At 64.1% G+C, this 17,309-nt stretch carries 17 protein-coding genes; 2 read left to right on the top strand and 15 right to left on the bottom strand.

Annotated features, from left to right (window positions below):
• Window positions 1-33: 33 nt before the first annotated feature.
• The 15 genes from CDV46_RS22560 to CDV46_RS22495 all read right to left on the bottom strand — a co-directional run bounded on the left by CDV46_RS22560 (window position 34) and on the right by CDV46_RS22495 (window position 15,610).
• A complete protein-coding gene (locus CDV46_RS22560) occupies window positions 34-765 on the bottom strand; it encodes a DUF2968 domain-containing protein (protein WP_087687103.1) in 732 nt (243 codons plus the stop codon).
• Window positions 766-1,290: 525 nt separating this feature from the next.
• Window positions 1,291-2,688, bottom strand: a complete 1,398-nt coding sequence (locus tag CDV46_RS22555; protein ID WP_058378246.1) for a sigma 54-interacting transcriptional regulator — start codon at window positions 2,686-2,688, stop codon at window positions 1,291-1,293.
• Between the two features lie 95 nt (window positions 2,689-2,783).
• On the bottom strand, window positions 2,784-4,937 hold the full coding sequence (locus CDV46_RS22550) for a pilus assembly protein TadG-related protein (protein WP_087725108.1): 2,154 nt from the start codon (window positions 4,935-4,937) through the stop codon (window positions 2,784-2,786).
• A 6-nt stretch (window positions 4,938-4,943) separates the two neighbouring features.
• The gene (locus CDV46_RS22545; RefSeq protein WP_176399162.1) at window positions 4,944-5,558 is read right to left on the bottom strand and encodes a DUF3613 domain-containing protein; all 615 of its coding nucleotides are present in this window, start codon (window positions 5,556-5,558) and stop codon (window positions 4,944-4,946) included.
• Window positions 5,559-5,634: 76 nt separating this feature from the next.
• Window positions 5,635-6,732: a tetratricopeptide repeat protein gene (locus tag CDV46_RS26960; protein ID WP_140413461.1), complete on the bottom strand. Its 1,098-nt coding sequence runs from the start codon at window positions 6,730-6,732 to the stop codon at window positions 5,635-5,637.
• Window positions 6,733-6,734: 2 nt separating this feature from the next.
• Window positions 6,735-7,769 carry a type II secretion system F family protein gene (locus tag CDV46_RS22540; RefSeq protein ID WP_087725104.1) on the bottom strand — a complete coding sequence of 345 codons (1,035 nt, stop codon included), beginning with the start codon at window positions 7,767-7,769 and terminating at the stop codon, window positions 6,735-6,737.
• Between the two features lie 16 nt (window positions 7,770-7,785).
• The gene (locus CDV46_RS22535; protein WP_087687099.1) at window positions 7,786-8,709 is read right to left on the bottom strand and encodes a type II secretion system F family protein; all 924 of its coding nucleotides are present in this window, start codon (window positions 8,707-8,709) and stop codon (window positions 7,786-7,788) included.
• Window positions 8,706-10,085 (bottom strand): CpaF family protein, encoded by a 1,380-nt coding sequence (locus CDV46_RS22530; RefSeq protein WP_058378240.1) that lies wholly within the window; start codon window positions 10,083-10,085, stop codon window positions 8,706-8,708. Before CDV46_RS22530 ends, CDV46_RS22535 begins: the two co-directional genes overlap by 4 nt.
• A 1-nt stretch (window position 10,086) precedes the next feature.
• Window positions 10,087-11,418, bottom strand: a complete 1,332-nt coding sequence (locus CDV46_RS22525) for a hypothetical protein (protein ID WP_087687098.1) — start codon at window positions 11,416-11,418, stop codon at window positions 10,087-10,089.
• A 28-nt stretch (window positions 11,419-11,446) separates the two neighbouring features.
• The gene (locus CDV46_RS22520) at window positions 11,447-12,844 is read right to left on the bottom strand and encodes a type II and III secretion system protein family protein (RefSeq protein WP_087725102.1); all 1,398 of its coding nucleotides are present in this window, start codon (window positions 12,842-12,844) and stop codon (window positions 11,447-11,449) included.
• Between the two features lie 101 nt (window positions 12,845-12,945).
• Window positions 12,946-13,965 (bottom strand): Flp pilus assembly protein CpaB, encoded by a 1,020-nt coding sequence (gene cpaB, locus CDV46_RS22515; protein WP_087725100.1) that lies wholly within the window; start codon window positions 13,963-13,965, stop codon window positions 12,946-12,948.
• Between the two features lie 102 nt (window positions 13,966-14,067).
• On the bottom strand, window positions 14,068-14,547 hold the full coding sequence (locus tag CDV46_RS22510; protein ID WP_140413460.1) for a TadE/TadG family type IV pilus assembly protein: 480 nt from the start codon (window positions 14,545-14,547) through the stop codon (window positions 14,068-14,070).
• Between the two features lie 162 nt (window positions 14,548-14,709).
• Window positions 14,710-15,189 (bottom strand): A24 family peptidase, encoded by a 480-nt coding sequence (locus tag CDV46_RS22505; protein WP_087687094.1) that lies wholly within the window; start codon window positions 15,187-15,189, stop codon window positions 14,710-14,712.
• Between the two features lie 13 nt (window positions 15,190-15,202).
• Window positions 15,203-15,400 (bottom strand): Flp family type IVb pilin, encoded by a 198-nt coding sequence (locus tag CDV46_RS22500; protein WP_087687093.1) that lies wholly within the window; start codon window positions 15,398-15,400, stop codon window positions 15,203-15,205.
• A 24-nt stretch (window positions 15,401-15,424) separates the two neighbouring features.
• Entirely contained in the window at window positions 15,425-15,610 is a 186-nt protein-coding gene (locus tag CDV46_RS22495; protein ID WP_058378234.1) for a Flp family type IVb pilin, read from the bottom strand.
• Between the two features lie 1,144 nt (window positions 15,611-16,754).
• Between CDV46_RS22495 and CDV46_RS22490 the strand changes: the two genes are divergently transcribed.
• Window positions 16,755-17,066 carry a hypothetical protein gene (locus tag CDV46_RS22490; RefSeq protein WP_087725098.1) on the top strand — a complete coding sequence of 104 codons (312 nt, stop codon included), beginning with the start codon at window positions 16,755-16,757 and terminating at the stop codon, window positions 17,064-17,066.
• A gap of 27 nt (window positions 17,067-17,093) precedes the next feature.
• Window positions 17,094-17,309: hypothetical protein (locus CDV46_RS22485; protein WP_176399161.1), on the top strand; the 216-nt coding region annotated here is incomplete at its 3' end.

Here is a 17,309-nt window from a genome sequence, read left to right as displayed (position 1 = left end):
GGCTTTCTCACACGCTGACGGCAAGCAATCGACTTAGTGACGCTTGGTCGTCTTGCGGTTGCCGGTGCTCTTGACCGAGCGGACCAGATCGGAGTCGGCGCTGTTCTGCTCGGCTTCGAGCGAACGGATCTGACCCTGAAGGTCCGTCAGGCGAATACGCGCTGCGGTGCGTTCGGTTTCAAGCGCCGAAGCCTGCTCACGCACGGCCTGCTGGTTCTGTGCCAGCGCTTGTTCCTGCTGACGCTGGATCGCCAGATCGCTCTGCACCGCGTTCAGGCGGGCTTCGCTCTCGGCCAACTGACGCTCCATCAGCGACTTCTGCGCTTCGAGCTTGATGCGGCGAATCTCCACATCGGCCAACACCTGCGTCTGACGCACGAAGTCACCGTACAGGGCTTCAGCCTTCTTCTCGTTGTTCAGCTTGACCACACGCCAGAACTGCCCTTCATGGAACAGTGCGACGTAATACCCCATGGTCTGCGGATAGAACAACAGGCTGGCGCCGTAGCGGCCGTTGTACGTCGTGCGAAGTTCGGTAACTTCCTTGTTCTGGATGCGATCGCGCAGTTCCTGAATCGTGCCCGAGGCCGAAGCCGGGGCCGAGAGACCTTGCGCGGGCACTGCCGGTGCGGCGAATTGACCTGGCGTCGTCGAGCCGGTCACATCCTTGACCGCATCCGCGGCCCCCGCTGACGTCCCCCAGGCTGCCAGGCATGCCACCCCCACGCCCAACCAAAACCGCCCCCGGCAATCACTGATTTTCATCTGATCTGTTTTCCTGTTATCGACCGGATCGTTTAACGACCCTTATGCGTCGCCTTCATTCGCCCCCCCGGACTCCGCCCCGAGGATCTGAGACCTGCGTATTTTTGCCACGACAGTGTAACGGACATCATGTCCCGTCGCCGTCCTGCCTCGCTCGCCGATACGCTGACTTGCCCCATCCGGATACCTCTGTGGTCCCGGCAGGTGCCCGCGCTGCCGGCAGATAATAACCGCACGCTCACAATAGCCGCCAATTCTATCCATTGCGCGCCGCTCTTCCAAGCGCGGAATGCAATATTGGCCCGGTAGGATTTCAACTGTTGACACCACGCAACCCCGCCGCCGAAGGTTTTCCCTTAAGTCGAAGTTGTGTGTCAGACAAATCCCTGCATTGGCGGGTTTTAAACGGCTATCGCCTACGCATTGCGCGGAAGGCTGGTCAAGGCGCTTTTGTGATCATGACTTGCGCCCCGTTTGTGTCCCGCTCGCGACACGCTTCGGCGGCATCGCCCCGCCCTCATCGCGTCAGCTTTCGTATTCGCTGGCCAGTTCCGAGTCGTTACCCAGAATCTGATACTTGCGCATCTTTTCCCACAGGACCTTGCGACTGATGCCCAGCGCGTTGGCCGTGTCTTGCCGGCGCCAGCCGTTGGCATCGAGCGCCGCGACGATGCGGGTACGCTCGGTGGCGTCCCAGCGCGCCCGGTCGGTGAGCGCTACAGCGCGGGCCGGGTCGTCGGGGCGTACGATCACGCCGGTCGCCAGCGCCTCGAAGATCGCCCGGATGCGGCGTTCGTCCCACGTCCCCAACTGCCGGTAGATGATGCCCACCCGCTCGGCGATGTTGCGCATTTCGCGCACATTGCCGGGAAACACCCCGCCTTCGACCAGCTCGCGCAACCACGGCGGCACCTTGCCGGCGATGTCCGGATCGGACGCGACCTTGCCGAGATACGTGCTGAACACCGCCAGCTTGTCGATCGGCCCGCGCTCTTCAAGGCTCGGGATGTGCAGCTCGATCACCGCCAGCCGGTAGAACAGGTCGGCGCGGAACAACTCGTCGCGCACCATCGACTTCAGATTCTTGTTGGTGGCCGCCACCAGCCGGAAATCCAGCTTCACGGGCTGGACCGAGCCCAGACGCGTGACCGCACTGTCTTCCAGCACGCGCAGCAGTTTTACCTGCTGATATAGCGGCAGGTCGCCGATTTCGTCGAGGAACAACGTGCCGTCGTTGGCTTGCTCGAAATAGCCCTTGTGCGAATACAGCGCCCCCGTGAACGCGCCCTTGGCGTGTCCAAAGAAATGCGACTCGAACAGGCCGTCAGGAATCGCCCCGCAGTTCACCGCGACAAACGGCCCTTGCCCGTAATGCGTCTGTTTGTCGTGCAGCAACCGGGCGATACGCTCCTTGCCGACACCTGTTTCGCCGTGAATCATCACGTTGGAATCGCAATCGGCGAACGCATCGACTTCGGCCAGCAGGTTGAGCATGGCACTCGATTGCGCCACGAGCGGATCGGCCGGCGCCGGCGCACGGTCGGCCTCCGCAATCGCACCCGACAGCTTGAAGATAAGGGTGCGCAGCTCCGCGCCGGAAAAGTCGAGCGTGAGGATGTTGCTGTATTCGGGCGGATACGTGCGCGGATCGTTCTCGCGCGGCGCGGTCGCGACCCAGATCACCGGCATGCCGTGGCCGAGTTGCCACTCGTGCGCGTTGGTGGCCGCCCCTTCGATCACCGAGACGCTCACCACCGCGATGGACGCCCGCGTCTTGGTGCGCTCGCGCGACAGGTCGGCACCGTCGGCGCGAATCACTTCCATGTCGAAGCTGGCGAGGCAATGCGCCACCCGGTCGGCAATATCGGACTTGCCTTCCCACACATACACGTCGAGGTCTTCACGTACTGGCTTGCTTTTCATGCTTTTCCGCTGGTCGCCGAACGCCCCGGGCGTCCGTCATGGTGAAGTTTTGTCGTCGGGTTATCGCGTTATCGGGTGATGTCTCGTGAACTCCGCTAATACACCAGTTGCACCAGCCCGTTCTGGCAGTTAATGCTGTCCACCGTCACCGTCGTCATGCCGAGCGTGATACCCAGTGCGTTGAGCAGCGTGTTGAGCAACGTGCTGATCGGCGTGAGGAGCGGGTTGAGCAGTGTGTAGAGAATGCTGCCGAGCACCGGCGAGATGTTGCTGGTGCTGAGTCCGCTCTTCACGTTGTCGATCCGGCACTGGTTCGCCCCGCTGCCCGACAAGTTGCACACCAGATCGGAGAGACCGCCCAGCAGCCCGTTCACAATGCCGCCGAGGGTGTTCACCAGCCCGGTGACGAGCCCCCCTACGCCGCCCAGCACTTGCGGCAGATTCAGCGTCAGCACCCCGCCCAGCGTCGTGCCAAGTGCATTCACCGTGGACTGAAGGCCGTTTGCGGCATTGCTCAGGAACCCGTTGACGGTCGTGATCGTCGACCCGACCGCTGCGCTCGGCACGTTGCCCACCAGCCCACCGGCGACCGTGCTCGACGACGACGACCCCGACGCGCTCACATCCAGCGACAACCCCGTCAGCAACGCCGTCACGATCTGGCTGAGATTCACGCTCGACCCGATCGGTCCGACCTTCTGCGGGAAGGGGCCGCTGAACGTTATCGGTGCAGGTGAATTCGTCACGAGCGACAGATTCACGTTGCCGGAGACGTTGATCAGCCCCAGCAAAGTGGCGATGTTCACGCGGTTCGTCATCAGCGTGGTGCAACTGGCCGGGTTGGTCTTCACGTTCACACCGCTGGCCGCCGCACCAACGCAGACGTTGACGAGTCCCGAGTTCACCTGAATCGTGGTTGACGGTGTCGCGCCGCACTGTACGGCCGTGACAGTCCCGGTCGACTGCGCGACTTCCAGCACCAATGGCAGATTCAGTGACGTGCCCAGTGAATTGAGCAGCGAGCCCGCAACCGAACCCAGCGAGCCCGAGGCCGCCGCCGTATTGATCGTGAGGAACAACCGCACCTGCGCCGTCGTGGCCGTGGCCCCGACGCCGCCGACGCCCACCTGCGGCGGCGAGATCACGTTCGCGCTGACGTTCACGGCGTTGCCCAGAATGCTAAGCCCGTTGATCGCAATGGCGTTGTTGCCGTTCGCGCCGACAATGGCCGCCGTAATCAGATCCGCCACACCGATGTTGGCCGTAAGCGCATTGGCTGCCGACACACCCGCCGCATCGATATTGGCGATGATGCCGGGGCTCGTTGCGGTACCCAGCAGTTGAATCGGCAGACTCAGTACCGGGCTGTTGCCGAACACGTTGATCAGGTTACCCAATGCGGTCACCGATGCCGACAACGCACCGTTCTGCGTCGCGAGTGCCGTGTTCGTCGCACTGAGCAGCGCACCCAGCGTCAGGTTCTTGACCGCTGCCACGCCCGAGAGCGACGCCACCGACACATCGCCTGTCACCGGCACGCCGAGCGCCTGCAACAACCCTTGCGGCGTAATGTTGACGCCCACGAGTTGCTGCGCCGCCCCGACGTAGAGCGCCGGCGAGATGCCGATCGATTGAAGCAACGGCGCGAGTACGGAGTTATTGGTGTTGAGCGCGAGCAACCCGGAGTCAACGGTGAACGTCACCACGGCGGGCGCCTTGCGGGCGATCGCCGTCGCCGTGATGTTTCGCGTTCCCGTCAGTTGGAAGAACGAGACCACCGGCAGCGTCAGCGTCACCTGGACGGCATTGCCGCTTGCCGGGCCGCCCGAACCGACCGGTGCGAACGTGCCGGGTGTCGTGGCGCTCGCGGTCGGATTCGTCCAGATACCGCACGCGGTTGCCACCGTCGTGTTGGCCGCGTCAGCCCCCAGATTGGCCGTCACGTTCGCGCGGGCCACCGTGTCGTAAGAAGTCGCATTGGCGCAACCCGGCAGGGTCTGCGCCCCTGCGAGCGCCGCCATGTCGGCGGTGCGTTGCAGGTCGCGCCGCTTCATGAAGGCATAGCCCGCGTCGATGGCCAACGCGAGAATCAGCACCACGATGACGAAGGAAAACGCCACGATCGGCACCGAGCCACGCTGCCGCCCACCCGCCCAGCGCAAGTTGCCCAACCATGTCGCATGGTCGTCACGAGGCGCGGCAGATGCTGCGGAGCGAGCCGTTTTGCGCGCGTGCGCACGGGGTGTCATGACGAATTACTGGCTCGCGCCAGTCCCTCCACCGGATGCCGCCCCGCTACCGCCACCACCGCCGCCGCCCGCCCCATCGCTTTGCACCATCGTCGGATAGAACGCGGGAATGGCGTAGGTGAAGCTATCGAGATAGCGCTTGTAAGCCCGCGACGCCGTCGCGCCGAGCATCGGCAAGCCGCGCCCTGCCGCCTGATTGCTCGCCTGCAATGCGAGCAACGCCTCGGTCTCGTCGCCCAGCATGCCGTCTGCGGCATGCTCGCCCACGCGTAACGGCGTCGTACGACGCACGCTATTCGGCGGCACGCGGCTGGCCTGCGGCGCCTGTGCGGGTTGCGTTGCCGGTGCTGCCTGCGCAACCGTTGCATCGGTTGCGGCGGCCTGCGGTACCGCGCTGGCCGCCGCCGGCGCCGCAGTGGCCTGCGCCACCGTACGCGCGTCGGCACCGCCCATCTGACCGGTCAGGGGAGCCGACTGTGCGCCGGCCCAGCTCGCGCACAGCGCCAGTGCGATGCCCGCAAGGCACTGCGCAGCGAAACCGCTCTGGCCCGGCACGTCCCGATCTGTCGCCCGGGTCTGCGGGGAGAACCTCTCCCATCGTTGCATTTGGCCTGCCATCATCACGTCTCCCTGAAGTTGCGTGACTACTTTTACGTGACGCGTTCTGTGGGCGCCGTCGCAAACGCGACGCCCGCGCCTATTGCGAATTGGACGAATTGGCAAACCGGTCGAGCATCGACGTGGGCATGTCGCTGCGTGCGACATCGCTGGCCCGTGCAAGCTTGGCGTCGGCGCTGTTCGCCCCTGCGTTTGCAGTCGCACGATTCGGTGCCGCATCGGCCGTCGCTGCCACGCCACGTGCACCGGGCTCCGGCAGACGCACGACCACGGTGCTGGCCGAGGCCGACGGCGTTGCAACCGGCGCCGCCTGCGCGGGCGTTGCCGTTGCGGCCACGGTTGCGGCGCGTGCGACTGGTGCGACCGAGGCGGGCGCTACCGTCGCCGCGGGTGGTACGATCGCAGCCGCTGCCTGCGCCGCTGCCCGGGCCGCCGCTGCATCGGCAGCAGCGCGTGCCGCCTGCGTCTGCGTGCGGATATCGGTCGCCAGCTTGTCGATAGCTTCGCGCGTGGCGGGCGGCATCTTGGCCTGCGTCATCATCTGGTCGGCGCGTGTACGCTCGCCCGTCACCAGCAGATACACGGCCAGATTGCTGAGCACCTTGCGGCTGTCGGGCTTCAGTTCGGCGGCCTGCGCGAGCGGCACCCGTGCACCGGCCGCGTCGCCGTTGCACAACTGCGCAAAACCAAGATCGCTCAGGTAGAACGGTTCGGTCGGCGCACGGCTCACGGCTTCACGCAGGGCCTGCGTCGCGCCTGCATAGTCCTTGCGCTGCGCGGCGACCAGTCCAAGTCCATGCCACGCGGCGGCGGCCACCGGGCTGGCGAGCAGCGTCCGATAGGTCGCTTCGGCAGCATCCGGCTGGCCGGTCTCACGCAACGCGTCGGCCCGCAGAATGTCGACGTCGGGCGAATTGCCATACTGAATCCGGAACTGCTCGATGTGCGCCAACGAAGCGAAATAGGCACCCCGCTCCTGCATCTCGCGAATCATCGACAGGTACAACTCCTTCGTGTCGGGCGCGGCCGTCTTGGCCCGCACTTCGTCGTCCTGTTGCGCACGCATGAGCGCTGCCGCTGACGGCGCACCGTAACCGCCGCCCTTCGATGCGCACCCGGCGACCATCACCACGCACAGCGCCGCCAGGCCCATCCGCGTCATTTCGGTTCGTGTCATGACTACAAGCCCTCCAGAGTCTTCGCCAGCGACAGAATCGCCGGCCCGGCCACCACGAGCATCAAAGCGGGCAGCAACGTGAGCATCATCGCGAGGGTCATCTTGACCGTGAGCTTGCCGATACGCTCTTTCATCGTCTGCCGCCGTTGCTCGCGCAACCGGTCGCTGAACTGCTGCAACGGCTCCTGCACGGCGCCGCCATGTTGTTCCACCTGCGCAATCAGGCGCACCAGCGCGCGCAGATCGTCGTTGTCGTACACCTCCCGCAACCGCACCATCGACGCTTCGCGCCCGCGCCCGGAGGCGTACTGGCGGTTGGCGTTCTCGAACTCCTTCGAAAGAATGGGCAGCACCTCACGGAAGTCCGACACCACCACGTACAAACTCTGATCCATCGACAGCCCCACGCCTTGCAGCAGCCGCAGCAAGTCGATGAGCAACGGCAGTTCTTCCACGATCTCGCGACGGCGCTGTGCGGCACGGCGCTGCACGTAGAACTTCGGCAGCAGCAAGCCCGCGCCCACGGCGCCGAGCAACCGCAAGATCGTGCTCAACCCGCCACTGCCCGGGAGCCAGATCCACACGAAGAGCAGCAGCACGGCCGCCAGCGCCACGCGCGAGAACAGGAACAGCGATTTCGCCCGCACACTGTCCCAGCCGCATTGCGCGAGCAGCAGACGATCTTCGGCGGCGATCAGGTACTGCCCGACACGCGTTTCCGACCACCGCTTGCCGAGCGCCGCCGCGCGGTCGAACAGTGCGCGCCAGCCCTTCGCGCCGGTGTTGGTGCCTTCCTCCTCGTCACCCGGCGACAACGAGCTGCCGAGCGGTGCCGTCGCCGCGCGAAGCGCTGCCAACGTCTGCTGCTGGCGATTCGCCAGCATCTGGTCGATCACGCGCCCGCTGCGGTCTTGGCGCATGCCGCGCAGCAGGATCGCCGAGGCCGCGAGCAACAGACCGGCGGCGACCAGCAGCAGGCCGAACATCAGCCACGTGTGCGACTCCGAAGCGAACGACGTGAAGGACGAAAGGTTCATGAGGGGCGCCTCTCGCTCAGATGGACTTGGCCAGCCGGTACAGAATGAAGCCGCCCGCGATTTCCAGTCCGAGACCGACCGCGAGAATTTTCTGGCCCGACGTTTGCTGGAACATGGGTTCGAAGAACGCCGGATTGAACAGCATCAGGAATGCGCTCACGACGATTGGCAATGCGGCCAGCACCCACGCCGACATCCGCGTCTCGGACGACAACGCATGCAACTCGGCCTGCGCCTGCTCACGATCGCGCATGAAGCCGGACATGCGCGACAGAATCTGATCGGCACGACCGCCGAACCGCGTCGACAGATCGACCACCGACGCGAACAGATAGATTTCTTCCACGCGGTACACGCGGGCAATCTGCTTGAGCGCGACGTCGAGATCGACGCCCGCCTGCACCTGCCGCACGGCGCTGTCGAGCAACTCTCGCAACGGCATGTCGGCATTGCCGGACGCCGTCTGGAATGCCGCCGGCAAGCTGTTGCCGACCGTCAGCATGCGCACCATGCCATCGAGAAAGATCGGCAACTGACGCACGATCTCGGCATGCCGCCGCACCCCCTTCAGCCAGTAACGCAGGACCACGCCGAGCACATAGAGAATCAGCACGATCAACGCCGAGAACGGCCCGTGCCAAACCCAGAAAATCAACGCGAGCGCCAAGCCGCCGCCCACGAGCGTTGCGTAGAACCCCGGTGTCGGAATTACGCCTGCACGCTCGAAGAAGAACTCCCACGGCAGCGCCTTGCGGCGAGCGACACGCCCAATGGCCCCTTCAGCCGCAGCGAACTGCGGCGCGTTGTGGGCAAGTTGGCGCTCGAGAAACGCGCTCGTCGCTTGCTCGCGGGCGCGCTGATAAGTGCGCCGCCAAAGCTCCAGTCCGCCAGCCACCAACAGCAGCGCGACGCAGGCGACCCACAACACGAGGGGGTTCATCGACGCCGCCCGAAGAAGCCGCCGCCACCGGAATCGGGGGGCGTATTGCCCTGCTGCTGCGCGGCGTGCGCAGCGGCAGCCGTCGCGTTACGCGTCTGGTCCTTGTAGCGCTGCAATTTGGGCGAGTGCGGTTGAATGCCCAGCGACACCCAACGGTCTTTTTCTTCCCCGTCGGCACCGGCGAAGGTCTCGTGTCGATAGAGCTCCTGCGTGGAAATCACCGTATCCGAGACGCCGGTGACTTCGGTGATCGACAGAATGCGGCGGCGTCCGCTGGAGAGCCGGCCAATCTGCACGATGAAGTCGAGCGCGCTCGTTATCTGCCGGCGCAGGCTGCTTTCACTGCCCTGAAAACCCGCGAAGCCCGCCAGCATTTCGAGACGGTAAAGACATTCACGCGGCGAGTTGGCGTGAATCGTCGCCATCGAGCCTTCGTGGCCCGTATTCATCGCCTGCATCATTTCGAGCACTTCGGAGCCGCGCACTTCGCCCACGATGATGCGGTCCGGACGCATCCGCAAGCTGTTGCGGATCAAGTCCCGGATGGTCACTTCCCCCGAGCCGTCGAAGCCGCCTTGGCGCGATTCCAGACGCACCACGTGCGGGTGATTGAGCGAGAGTTCGGCGGTGTCTTCCACCGTCACCACGCGCTCGGTAGCGGGAATGAAGCTGGCCAGCGCGTTGAGCAGCGAGGTCTTGCCCGAGCTCGTCCCGCCCGACACGAGAATGTTGCAGCGTGAGCGCACCGCCGCTTCGAGCAGTCCGTAGATTTCTTCGTTGAAGCTGCCGAGCGCGAGCAGGTCGGACGGCTTGAGCGGGTCTTTGCGGAATTTCCGGATCGACACCACCGGCCCGTCCACCGCCAGTGGCTCGATCACCACGTTCAGGCGGCCGCCGTCAGGCAAGCGCGCATCGACCATCGGGTTCGATTCGTCGAGCCGGCGGCCGATCGGCGCCAGAATGCGTCGCACGATCCGCAGCAAATGCGCGTTATCGGAGAATCGCAACGCCTCGCGCGCCAGCACCCCTTTGCGCGACACGTACACGTCGTTGTAGCCGTTGATCAGAATATCTTCGACCTCAGGGTCGCCCAGCAGGTCTTCGATCGGACCAAAACCGGCCAGCTCTTTCGTGAGCGCGTCGGAGATCTGACGCAACTCGGCTTCGTTGATCGGAATGCGGCGAAGGCGGACGAAGCCGTCCATCTCCAGATCGACAAACTGTTGAATCGCGCCCCGGCTCCAGCGGCCGAATTCGGCGCCGAGTTCCTCGATCCGCGCGAGCAGATGCTCGTGCGCTGCGGTCTTGATGTCCTGAAATTGCTGCGAGTTGGCAAATGCGCGCCTGTCGTCCGCAAATTCGATCGAGTCGGTCATATCAGTGCTTTCCAATGAAGCGGCCAAGCCAGCCCGAGGCCTGACGATGTGCCGCAGCGCCAGCGTGCTGCGCGGCGAGCAGTCGTTCGGCGAGCGGTTGCAACGCCCGCACGTACGGATCGCTGCGTGCCGTATCAAGAATCAGCTTGCCTTGATTGGTTGCCGAGAGCATCGCCAGCGGCCGGTCAGGCAGCGTCGCAAGCAGCGGCACGTCAAAGCGTTTGGCAATCTGGTCGGCCGCCATGCCGTAACGCGGGTCATAGCGATTGAGCACCAGATGCAGATGACTGCGCTCCACGCTCTTCTCTTCGAGATCGCGCAGCAGCGAGGCGAGCGAGACGATCGCCCCCACGCTCTGATCGACCACGAGCCACACCTCGTCGGCCGCGCGCACCAGACTCGACACGAACGACGGATTCGAAAACCCGCCCAGATCGGCCACGATCAGATCGAAGAACGAGCGCAGGCGATCGGTGAGGGCAAGCGCATCGGCGGCCGCCACACTGCGCATATCGCCGAGATCGAGCGGCAACGGCAGCACAGCGAGCCCACTCGAGGCGTGCGAGACGGCCGTGTGCACCAGCGTCTCGTCAAAGCGGCGCAGGTTCTGCACGGCCTCGGCGAAGCTGAACTGACTTTGCGTATTCAGATACAGCAGGCCATCGCCCGACGGCAGCCCGAGATCGAGCAGCGCGACGTGGCCGAGCAGAGAGACATCGAACTTGTCATCCTTGCCCGCCGGCGCCTTGACCGGTTTGTTCGAGGGCGTGCCGACCGCGAGCTCCTGCGACAGTTGCGACAGATGCGCGGCCAGCGTGCTACAGCCCACACCGATGCGCGCGCCGAGCAACACCACGAAGCGGCCGTGTCTGGCCGGCCCCGAAGCACTGGGCGGCGGCGTTTGATCGATGACGCGGCGAATGACGTCGAGCGCCTCTTCGTGCGTGGAGTGCATGTCGATGAAGTCATGCACGCCGGCGCGAATGGCGGCCTTCATGCCGTCGGCACGCACCATCGAGCCCACCGCCACGAGCGGCAGCTTGGGTGCCACGCGCTTGAGCATTTGAGCGAGTTCGGCGGCCTGAGCAATGCCGCCATCGGCCGGCTCGTCGGCGTGGCCGGTCGGTTCGCCCGAAAAATCGAGCAACACCACCTGCGGATCGAGATCGCCGATGCGCTGTTGCAACTGCGCAGGGCGTCCCGCTTCCTGTAGCAAGACGCCCTCTTCGCGCAGGGCCGCCGAGAGCCACTGACCGTGGCCGGCATGCGCGCTGCAAAAGAGGAAGCGATGCAACTCAGTCATGGTGTCCAGTATTCGCGTCGGTGCGTTCATGTTTGCACTCCTTACTGCTCCGCCAGTGTTATTTCGAGAACCCCGGCAGTTCGCTGTCACTTGCCACGCCCATCAGGTAAGCGCCCCACACCTGACCGGGACGCTGCTCGCGCGTGTCGCCCGGCAACGGCATGGTCACACCGGCTGCGACCGGCTTGACCAGATGCGGCGTTACGATGATGACCAACTCTTTTTCAGCACTCGAGTACTTCAAATCACGGAAAAATGCGCCGATGAGCGGCAAATCGCCGAGCAACGGAATCTTGTCGACCGAAGCGGTCGTCGTGCGTGAAATCAACCCGCCGATGACGAAGCTCTCGCCATCGCCCAACTCCACCGTGGTGTCTGCACGACGCGTGGTAATCGCCGGAATCTGCACAGAGTCAGACACGATGGCGTTGGTGTAATCGATGTCCGAGGCTTCCGGCGCCACCTTCAATGCAATGCGGTTGGGCGAGAGAATTGTTGGCGTCACCGTCAATCCCACCCCGAACGGCTTGTACGTCACCGTCGTCGTGCCAAGACCGCCCGACTGCGGCACCGGGATCTCACCGCCCGCGAGGAAGCTCGCGCTCTGGCCCGACAGTGCGACCAGCGTCGGCGCCGCCAGAATGCGGCCCAGTCCGTTGGTCTGCACGAGATCGATGGCCGCCGAGAGCGTGAAGGCCCCTCGCGTGATCGAGCCGAAGAACGTGCCGAAACTGGAGACCTGACTGCTGCCCGATCCCGAACTCGATCCGCCGAAGGCCGAGGCCAGTTGCGAGACCACGCCAAAGCTCCCCGACCCGCCCTTCTTCATGACGCCGAAGCTCGCGCCGATCTGATTCAGGATGTTGCGGTTGATTTCGACGATCTTCACGTCGACCTGCACTACACCGGTTTCACCCACCGTCGAACGATCGACCACCACACCGCCCTTGCCCGTCGCATCGACCGCCGCCGATTGCAGACCGCTGTGCTCCACCAGCGTGTTCGCGTGGCCCTGAATCAGCGCCGCGTTGCCACGTGCATCCACGCTCGCCGTGCCGGTATCGCCCAATGCGCTTTGCAGGTCGCCCGTCACATGCACTTCCCAGCGCACGGCGTCACCACCGCGCGGCCATGCCGACACCTGTGTCGTGCCCGCCTTCTTGCCGACCACCAGCACCGAACCGCGACGCCCGCCGGTGCCACGCAGCACCACGACGTCGGCAACGGCCGGGTCGGCCACGGCTACCCGTTCGAGCGTGCCGGGCAGCGGCAGCTCACGCTGCTCGTGCACACCCAGCGTCAGCGAGCGCATGCTGGCGCTCTGAGAGGCGTCAGCCGCTTTCGCCAGACGCACCGACACTGTGGCTGCGCACGCGACCAGCGCGGCAAAGCACAACAGCGTCCCCGTGACACGTCTGACGTCTCGTCTGGCAGTGCGAACCTGGCTTCTGATCATGGCGTGGCTGTATCGGTCACTGTTTCGATTGAACTTGAAAGCCTTGGGTCAAGCGTTTCTGTACGTGGTTCTCTCTACGTGGTCTTCAAAAGTTCTGCGTTTCAGAATGACGCCGTCGAGCGCTCGGCGCCGCGCACGACTTCGATCGTGCCGCCACCGCCCTGCCCACCGCCCGCCGGGCGCGGTGCGGCGGCCGCCTTGACCGGCGCGCCAGCCAGCCCGGTGGTCGCGATGCCCGCGTAGGCCTGGTTCTCGGGGGTATCGAGCGAAGCCTTGTCGTCACCCTTCAGACCGGCCTTGCCCGCGAGCACCGGCGGCGGCGACGGGAACAGCGAGGTATCCGGTTTGGCGTCATCGGCCGGGTTGCGCAGCGCGAGCGTGATCCGCCCCTGCTGCGTGCCGAGCACCACACGGTTGACGTCAGCCACCGGCACGGCCACCACGGCGGCAGTCGCCGGCATCGGCGGCTGCACATTCACATTGGGCGGCGGGGGCGGCGGTGCCGTTGCCGCAGCGGCTTGCACCGTCGAAGCGACGCCGGGCGTGGCGGGCGGCGGCGTCACGTCATCGAGCGACGCATTCCCATAACTCAGCACGCGCACCCGCGAAGCGAGCAGGCGTGCCTGCGTATCGTCGGCCAGCCCCACCGCGGGGCCCGGGGCCTGATTGGTCTTCATCGTGAAGAACACGTCGACGTAGTCGCCCGGACGAATGCGGTTGGCAACGCCCACGGCTTCGGTGACCGGCAGCGCGACGGCGCGCTCGCCCGGCGCGAGTTGCATCGCCAGGCCACGCGCGAGGGTGTTCTGGGTGACCGGGACGCCGGCGGCAAGGGCCACCAGCGGCACGCGGCCCACGACATCGGCAGGGTTGGTAAAAGCGCCGGGCGTCTGGGCGTCGAACTGCACGAGCTTGACCGCGTCGGCAGCGATGACCTGCCCGGGCGACAGTGCCTTGGCCGCCACCACGGCCGGATAGCGCTGCGTAAGCGTCTGCGTCACCGGTGAGGGCGTTGCCGTCGGCGCCGGTGCGTTGGTCGTTCCCAATCGCAGCGCAAGGAGCGCCAGCAGCACCCCGATGACAACCAGCAGCGTTGCGAGAATCTTGGTGGCTTTGTTCATGGCTTGGGGCCTTGCGGCCGTTCAGTCACAAATTTCGGGCGCCGGGTAACGTGTAAGCGTGTAACCGGCGGCATGACATCGACTGCCAACTCAATTTCAGACTCAACTGCCGCCGAGCGTCGACGTGTCGAGCGTTACCGCGGTGGTGCCGTTGATGGTCGACGGCACCAGACTTCCCAACCCGGGCCAGTTGACGGTCATCGTCTGGTTCAGGCTGAGATTGACGTGAACGATGCACTGCGACGCGCTGCTCGATGCCCCGGAAGCCGGGCACGGATACGTGGTATCGGGCACAAAACTGGTTGTCACCGCACTGGATGCAGGCCAGGCGAGGGTGTTGCCAACCGCCTGTGCGGCGTAACTCTGGCGCTGTGCCAGCGTGCCGGCGCGCAGCATGGCGCGACCGCCCTCGGCGGCAGCCTGCGTGAGCATTTGTCGGGCAAGAATGGTGATGGAGAACGCGACGGCGACGTAGAACGCAGGCAACAGGATCATCAGAATGAGCATGAATTCAAGAGCGGCAACCCCACGCGAGCGCGCCGGTCGCAACCCTGATCCTGCCTGTGTCCTGTACCGCTTCATGACGACACTCCCCGTCGCGCACGGCGCTTGCAGGCCGTGTTTGGCGACGCATTGGTCCCACTCATTCGCGCGGCGTCGCCCGCGCCTCCCATTATTGCGGTGCCGCTTTCTGCGGCACTCGACACGCTCATTTCAACTGCTGTGTTCTGTTGCCGTGAAACGCTACCGCACCACCAGCGCAGCCACCGCCAGATACGCCCCGTAGGGCAACCCGATGCGCCCGGCCCGCCAGCGCTCGATCCGTTGCCACGTTGCCGTGGCGCTCGTGCGCTCCCGCCAGCCGGTCAGCCACGCAAGACGCCCGGCGAGCAGGACGAGTGCATGAAGGCCCGCCGCGACACTTGCCAGACACCACACCGGCAGCAGCACCGGGTAGCCGGCAATCAGGCCGATCAGTGCGAACAACTTGACGTCGCCCGCCCCCATCACGCCCCGCCACCAGAACGGTAGCAGTACGATCAATCCCAGCAGCGCGCCCAGCCCGTGAACCCACAAGACACGGGGTTCGCCGTGCCATGCTTGCCACCCGATCCAGACCAGCGCAAGCGCGCCGACCCACAACAGCCACACGTTAGGAATTCGGCGTGCGATCAGATCGGTGACCACGATCGGCACGCAGAGCAACCACAACAAGGTGAGCACGCTGGCCCTCGTGTCAGTGCGAAATCACCGAGATGGCGGCTGACGACATCGTGCTGAAGATCGACGAAATCGCGCTGCCCAACTGGGTGTAGACGGTCGTCCCGATGATCAGCGCCACGATGGCGGCGAGAATGCCGTACTCCAGCGCCGTAACTCCCTGCTGACGCCGCAGTCCCCGCCGCCCGTAGCGCTTACGCTGCGCGATTCGCATAGTCCGCACCCCGCGCAAGCGCCGTCAGGCACCCGCAGATGTCACGACCGACTGAACCTTCGAGAAAACCGATGTGAAGACACCCTGCAATGCCGGGGAGACAGTGACGCCAATAATCACGGCGACAACAGCTGCCAGAATGCCGTACTCCAGCGCGGTCACACCACGCTCATCGCGCGCAAACAGTCGAATACGATTGCCGAGTTTCATCTCACCCTCCCTCACTATTAAGGCGCTTTGCGCCCGTTGGCATACATGGCGAGTCACTCTCAGGTTTTTTCCTGAACGACGAGAACTCGCCATATCGCTTATCAGTTCTGGACTTCGGCCTCGGGTTCGTTGCGCTGCAAGGCTTACGAACCTCTTTTACTTTGTACGCCATTATTTCCCGCCATGCTGTAACAACCATCGGGATCGCGTACTATTTTTTTTCGATGCTAATTTAAACTAAAACGCAAAAACTAGAGCCTTCCTACCAATCACCCTGGAGAATGTAAGAAAACGTTACGCGGGTTGATCAAACAATACTCCAAAACTAAGCAATGCAACACGCGCGAGGGAAAACCATGATTCTGCACGTGTGAGCGAAACAACGCCTCTAATGCAGCGGACATTTAAATAACTATTCATTCATCGTCCGCTAGCCATGTTTCGCGGCCGCTATGCCCGTCACGTCCGCCCTTGATTCCGGCAATTGCTTCGCAACCCTTGCCAATCACGGCACCGAGAGGAATCTCACATGCCGGCGCCCTTGCGCGCAACCACCGAATCTTTCGAAATCTTTCGCCATCCGTGGTATTTCCGCATCGTCTGTATTAGCCCGGCGAGTGCCAATCGTATTCCGTCTCATTTACGTCCTGCACAGGCCCTTTTCCGCAGGGCCAATCATCTTTGCCACAGCGCAATCGACACGGCTTCTCGAACCGCAGTCGTAACGTGATTTCGAAAAATTACGTCGCACTGACAACTGTTCCGATCCCTCTTTACGCGAATTTCCTGCAATAGCCGCTGCACGTACCGGCATTCGGGTTTTGACGAGCGTATTTACCCGAACTCATGGGAAGCGCGTTACGTAACGTTCCCCGTAACGCCCCCCGTAACGGGAACGGCAATTCGCCGGAATTACCTCCGTTTTCACCTTTTCCCGATCTCGTTAACCCTGACTTTTGATCAGGCGTGCCAGTGCTCGATCTCTCGATCCGAAAGATTCTTGTTTTGCGAAACGCAAATAAATACAGGCTTTCCCGGCGATCGACAAAAAAACTAGAGCGATTACTCAAACCCGGATTTAGAGATTGGCACACCTCTTGCGGATATCCCTGCATCGCAACGCTAAAGATCACCGGGGGACACCATGATCATTGGCATTACCAAACAAACGACGCTCGGCACCGCAGGCCTTACCGCCTCGCAGCAGCGCGTCGGGGCCATGCAGCGCAGCGCTGCCGCCCAAGACGATCGTAGAGGCGCAAGCCCAGGGAGGAGCGGTGAGGACGGCGGTGGCGTACACGCCACCGCCACACCGTTCGGCACGGCAGGCACTCAACGTACGAATCAGGCCCTGGCGATGACGGGCCCCACAAGCGCAGCCGTCGAGGTGCTCCTGTTCGCACTCATCGCACAACGCATGAACACCCGACTGGCTGCGCAAGAAGCGCTCGCCTGATCACATAAACGACCAGAGGACACCATCATGAACAGCATCCAACGCAACCTTATCGCTTCGGCCTGCCTTCTCGCCATCGTCACCATGACCGGCTGCGCCAGCTCCGGCTCGGGCGGCACCAGCGGCTCTCTCGGCGGCGGCACCAGCGCCGGTTCCAGCGGCGGCGACGGCAGCGGCGGCGGATCGGGTACCGGCACGGGCACCGATGGCGGCAGCAGCAGTGGCGGCAGCAGCAGCGGTGGC

The organism is Pandoraea sp. PE-S2T-3, assembly GCF_002179965.1.
Lineage (GTDB): Bacteria > Pseudomonadota > Gammaproteobacteria > Burkholderiales > Burkholderiaceae > Pandoraea.
This window is presented reverse-complemented; position numbering and strand designations above follow the sequence as displayed.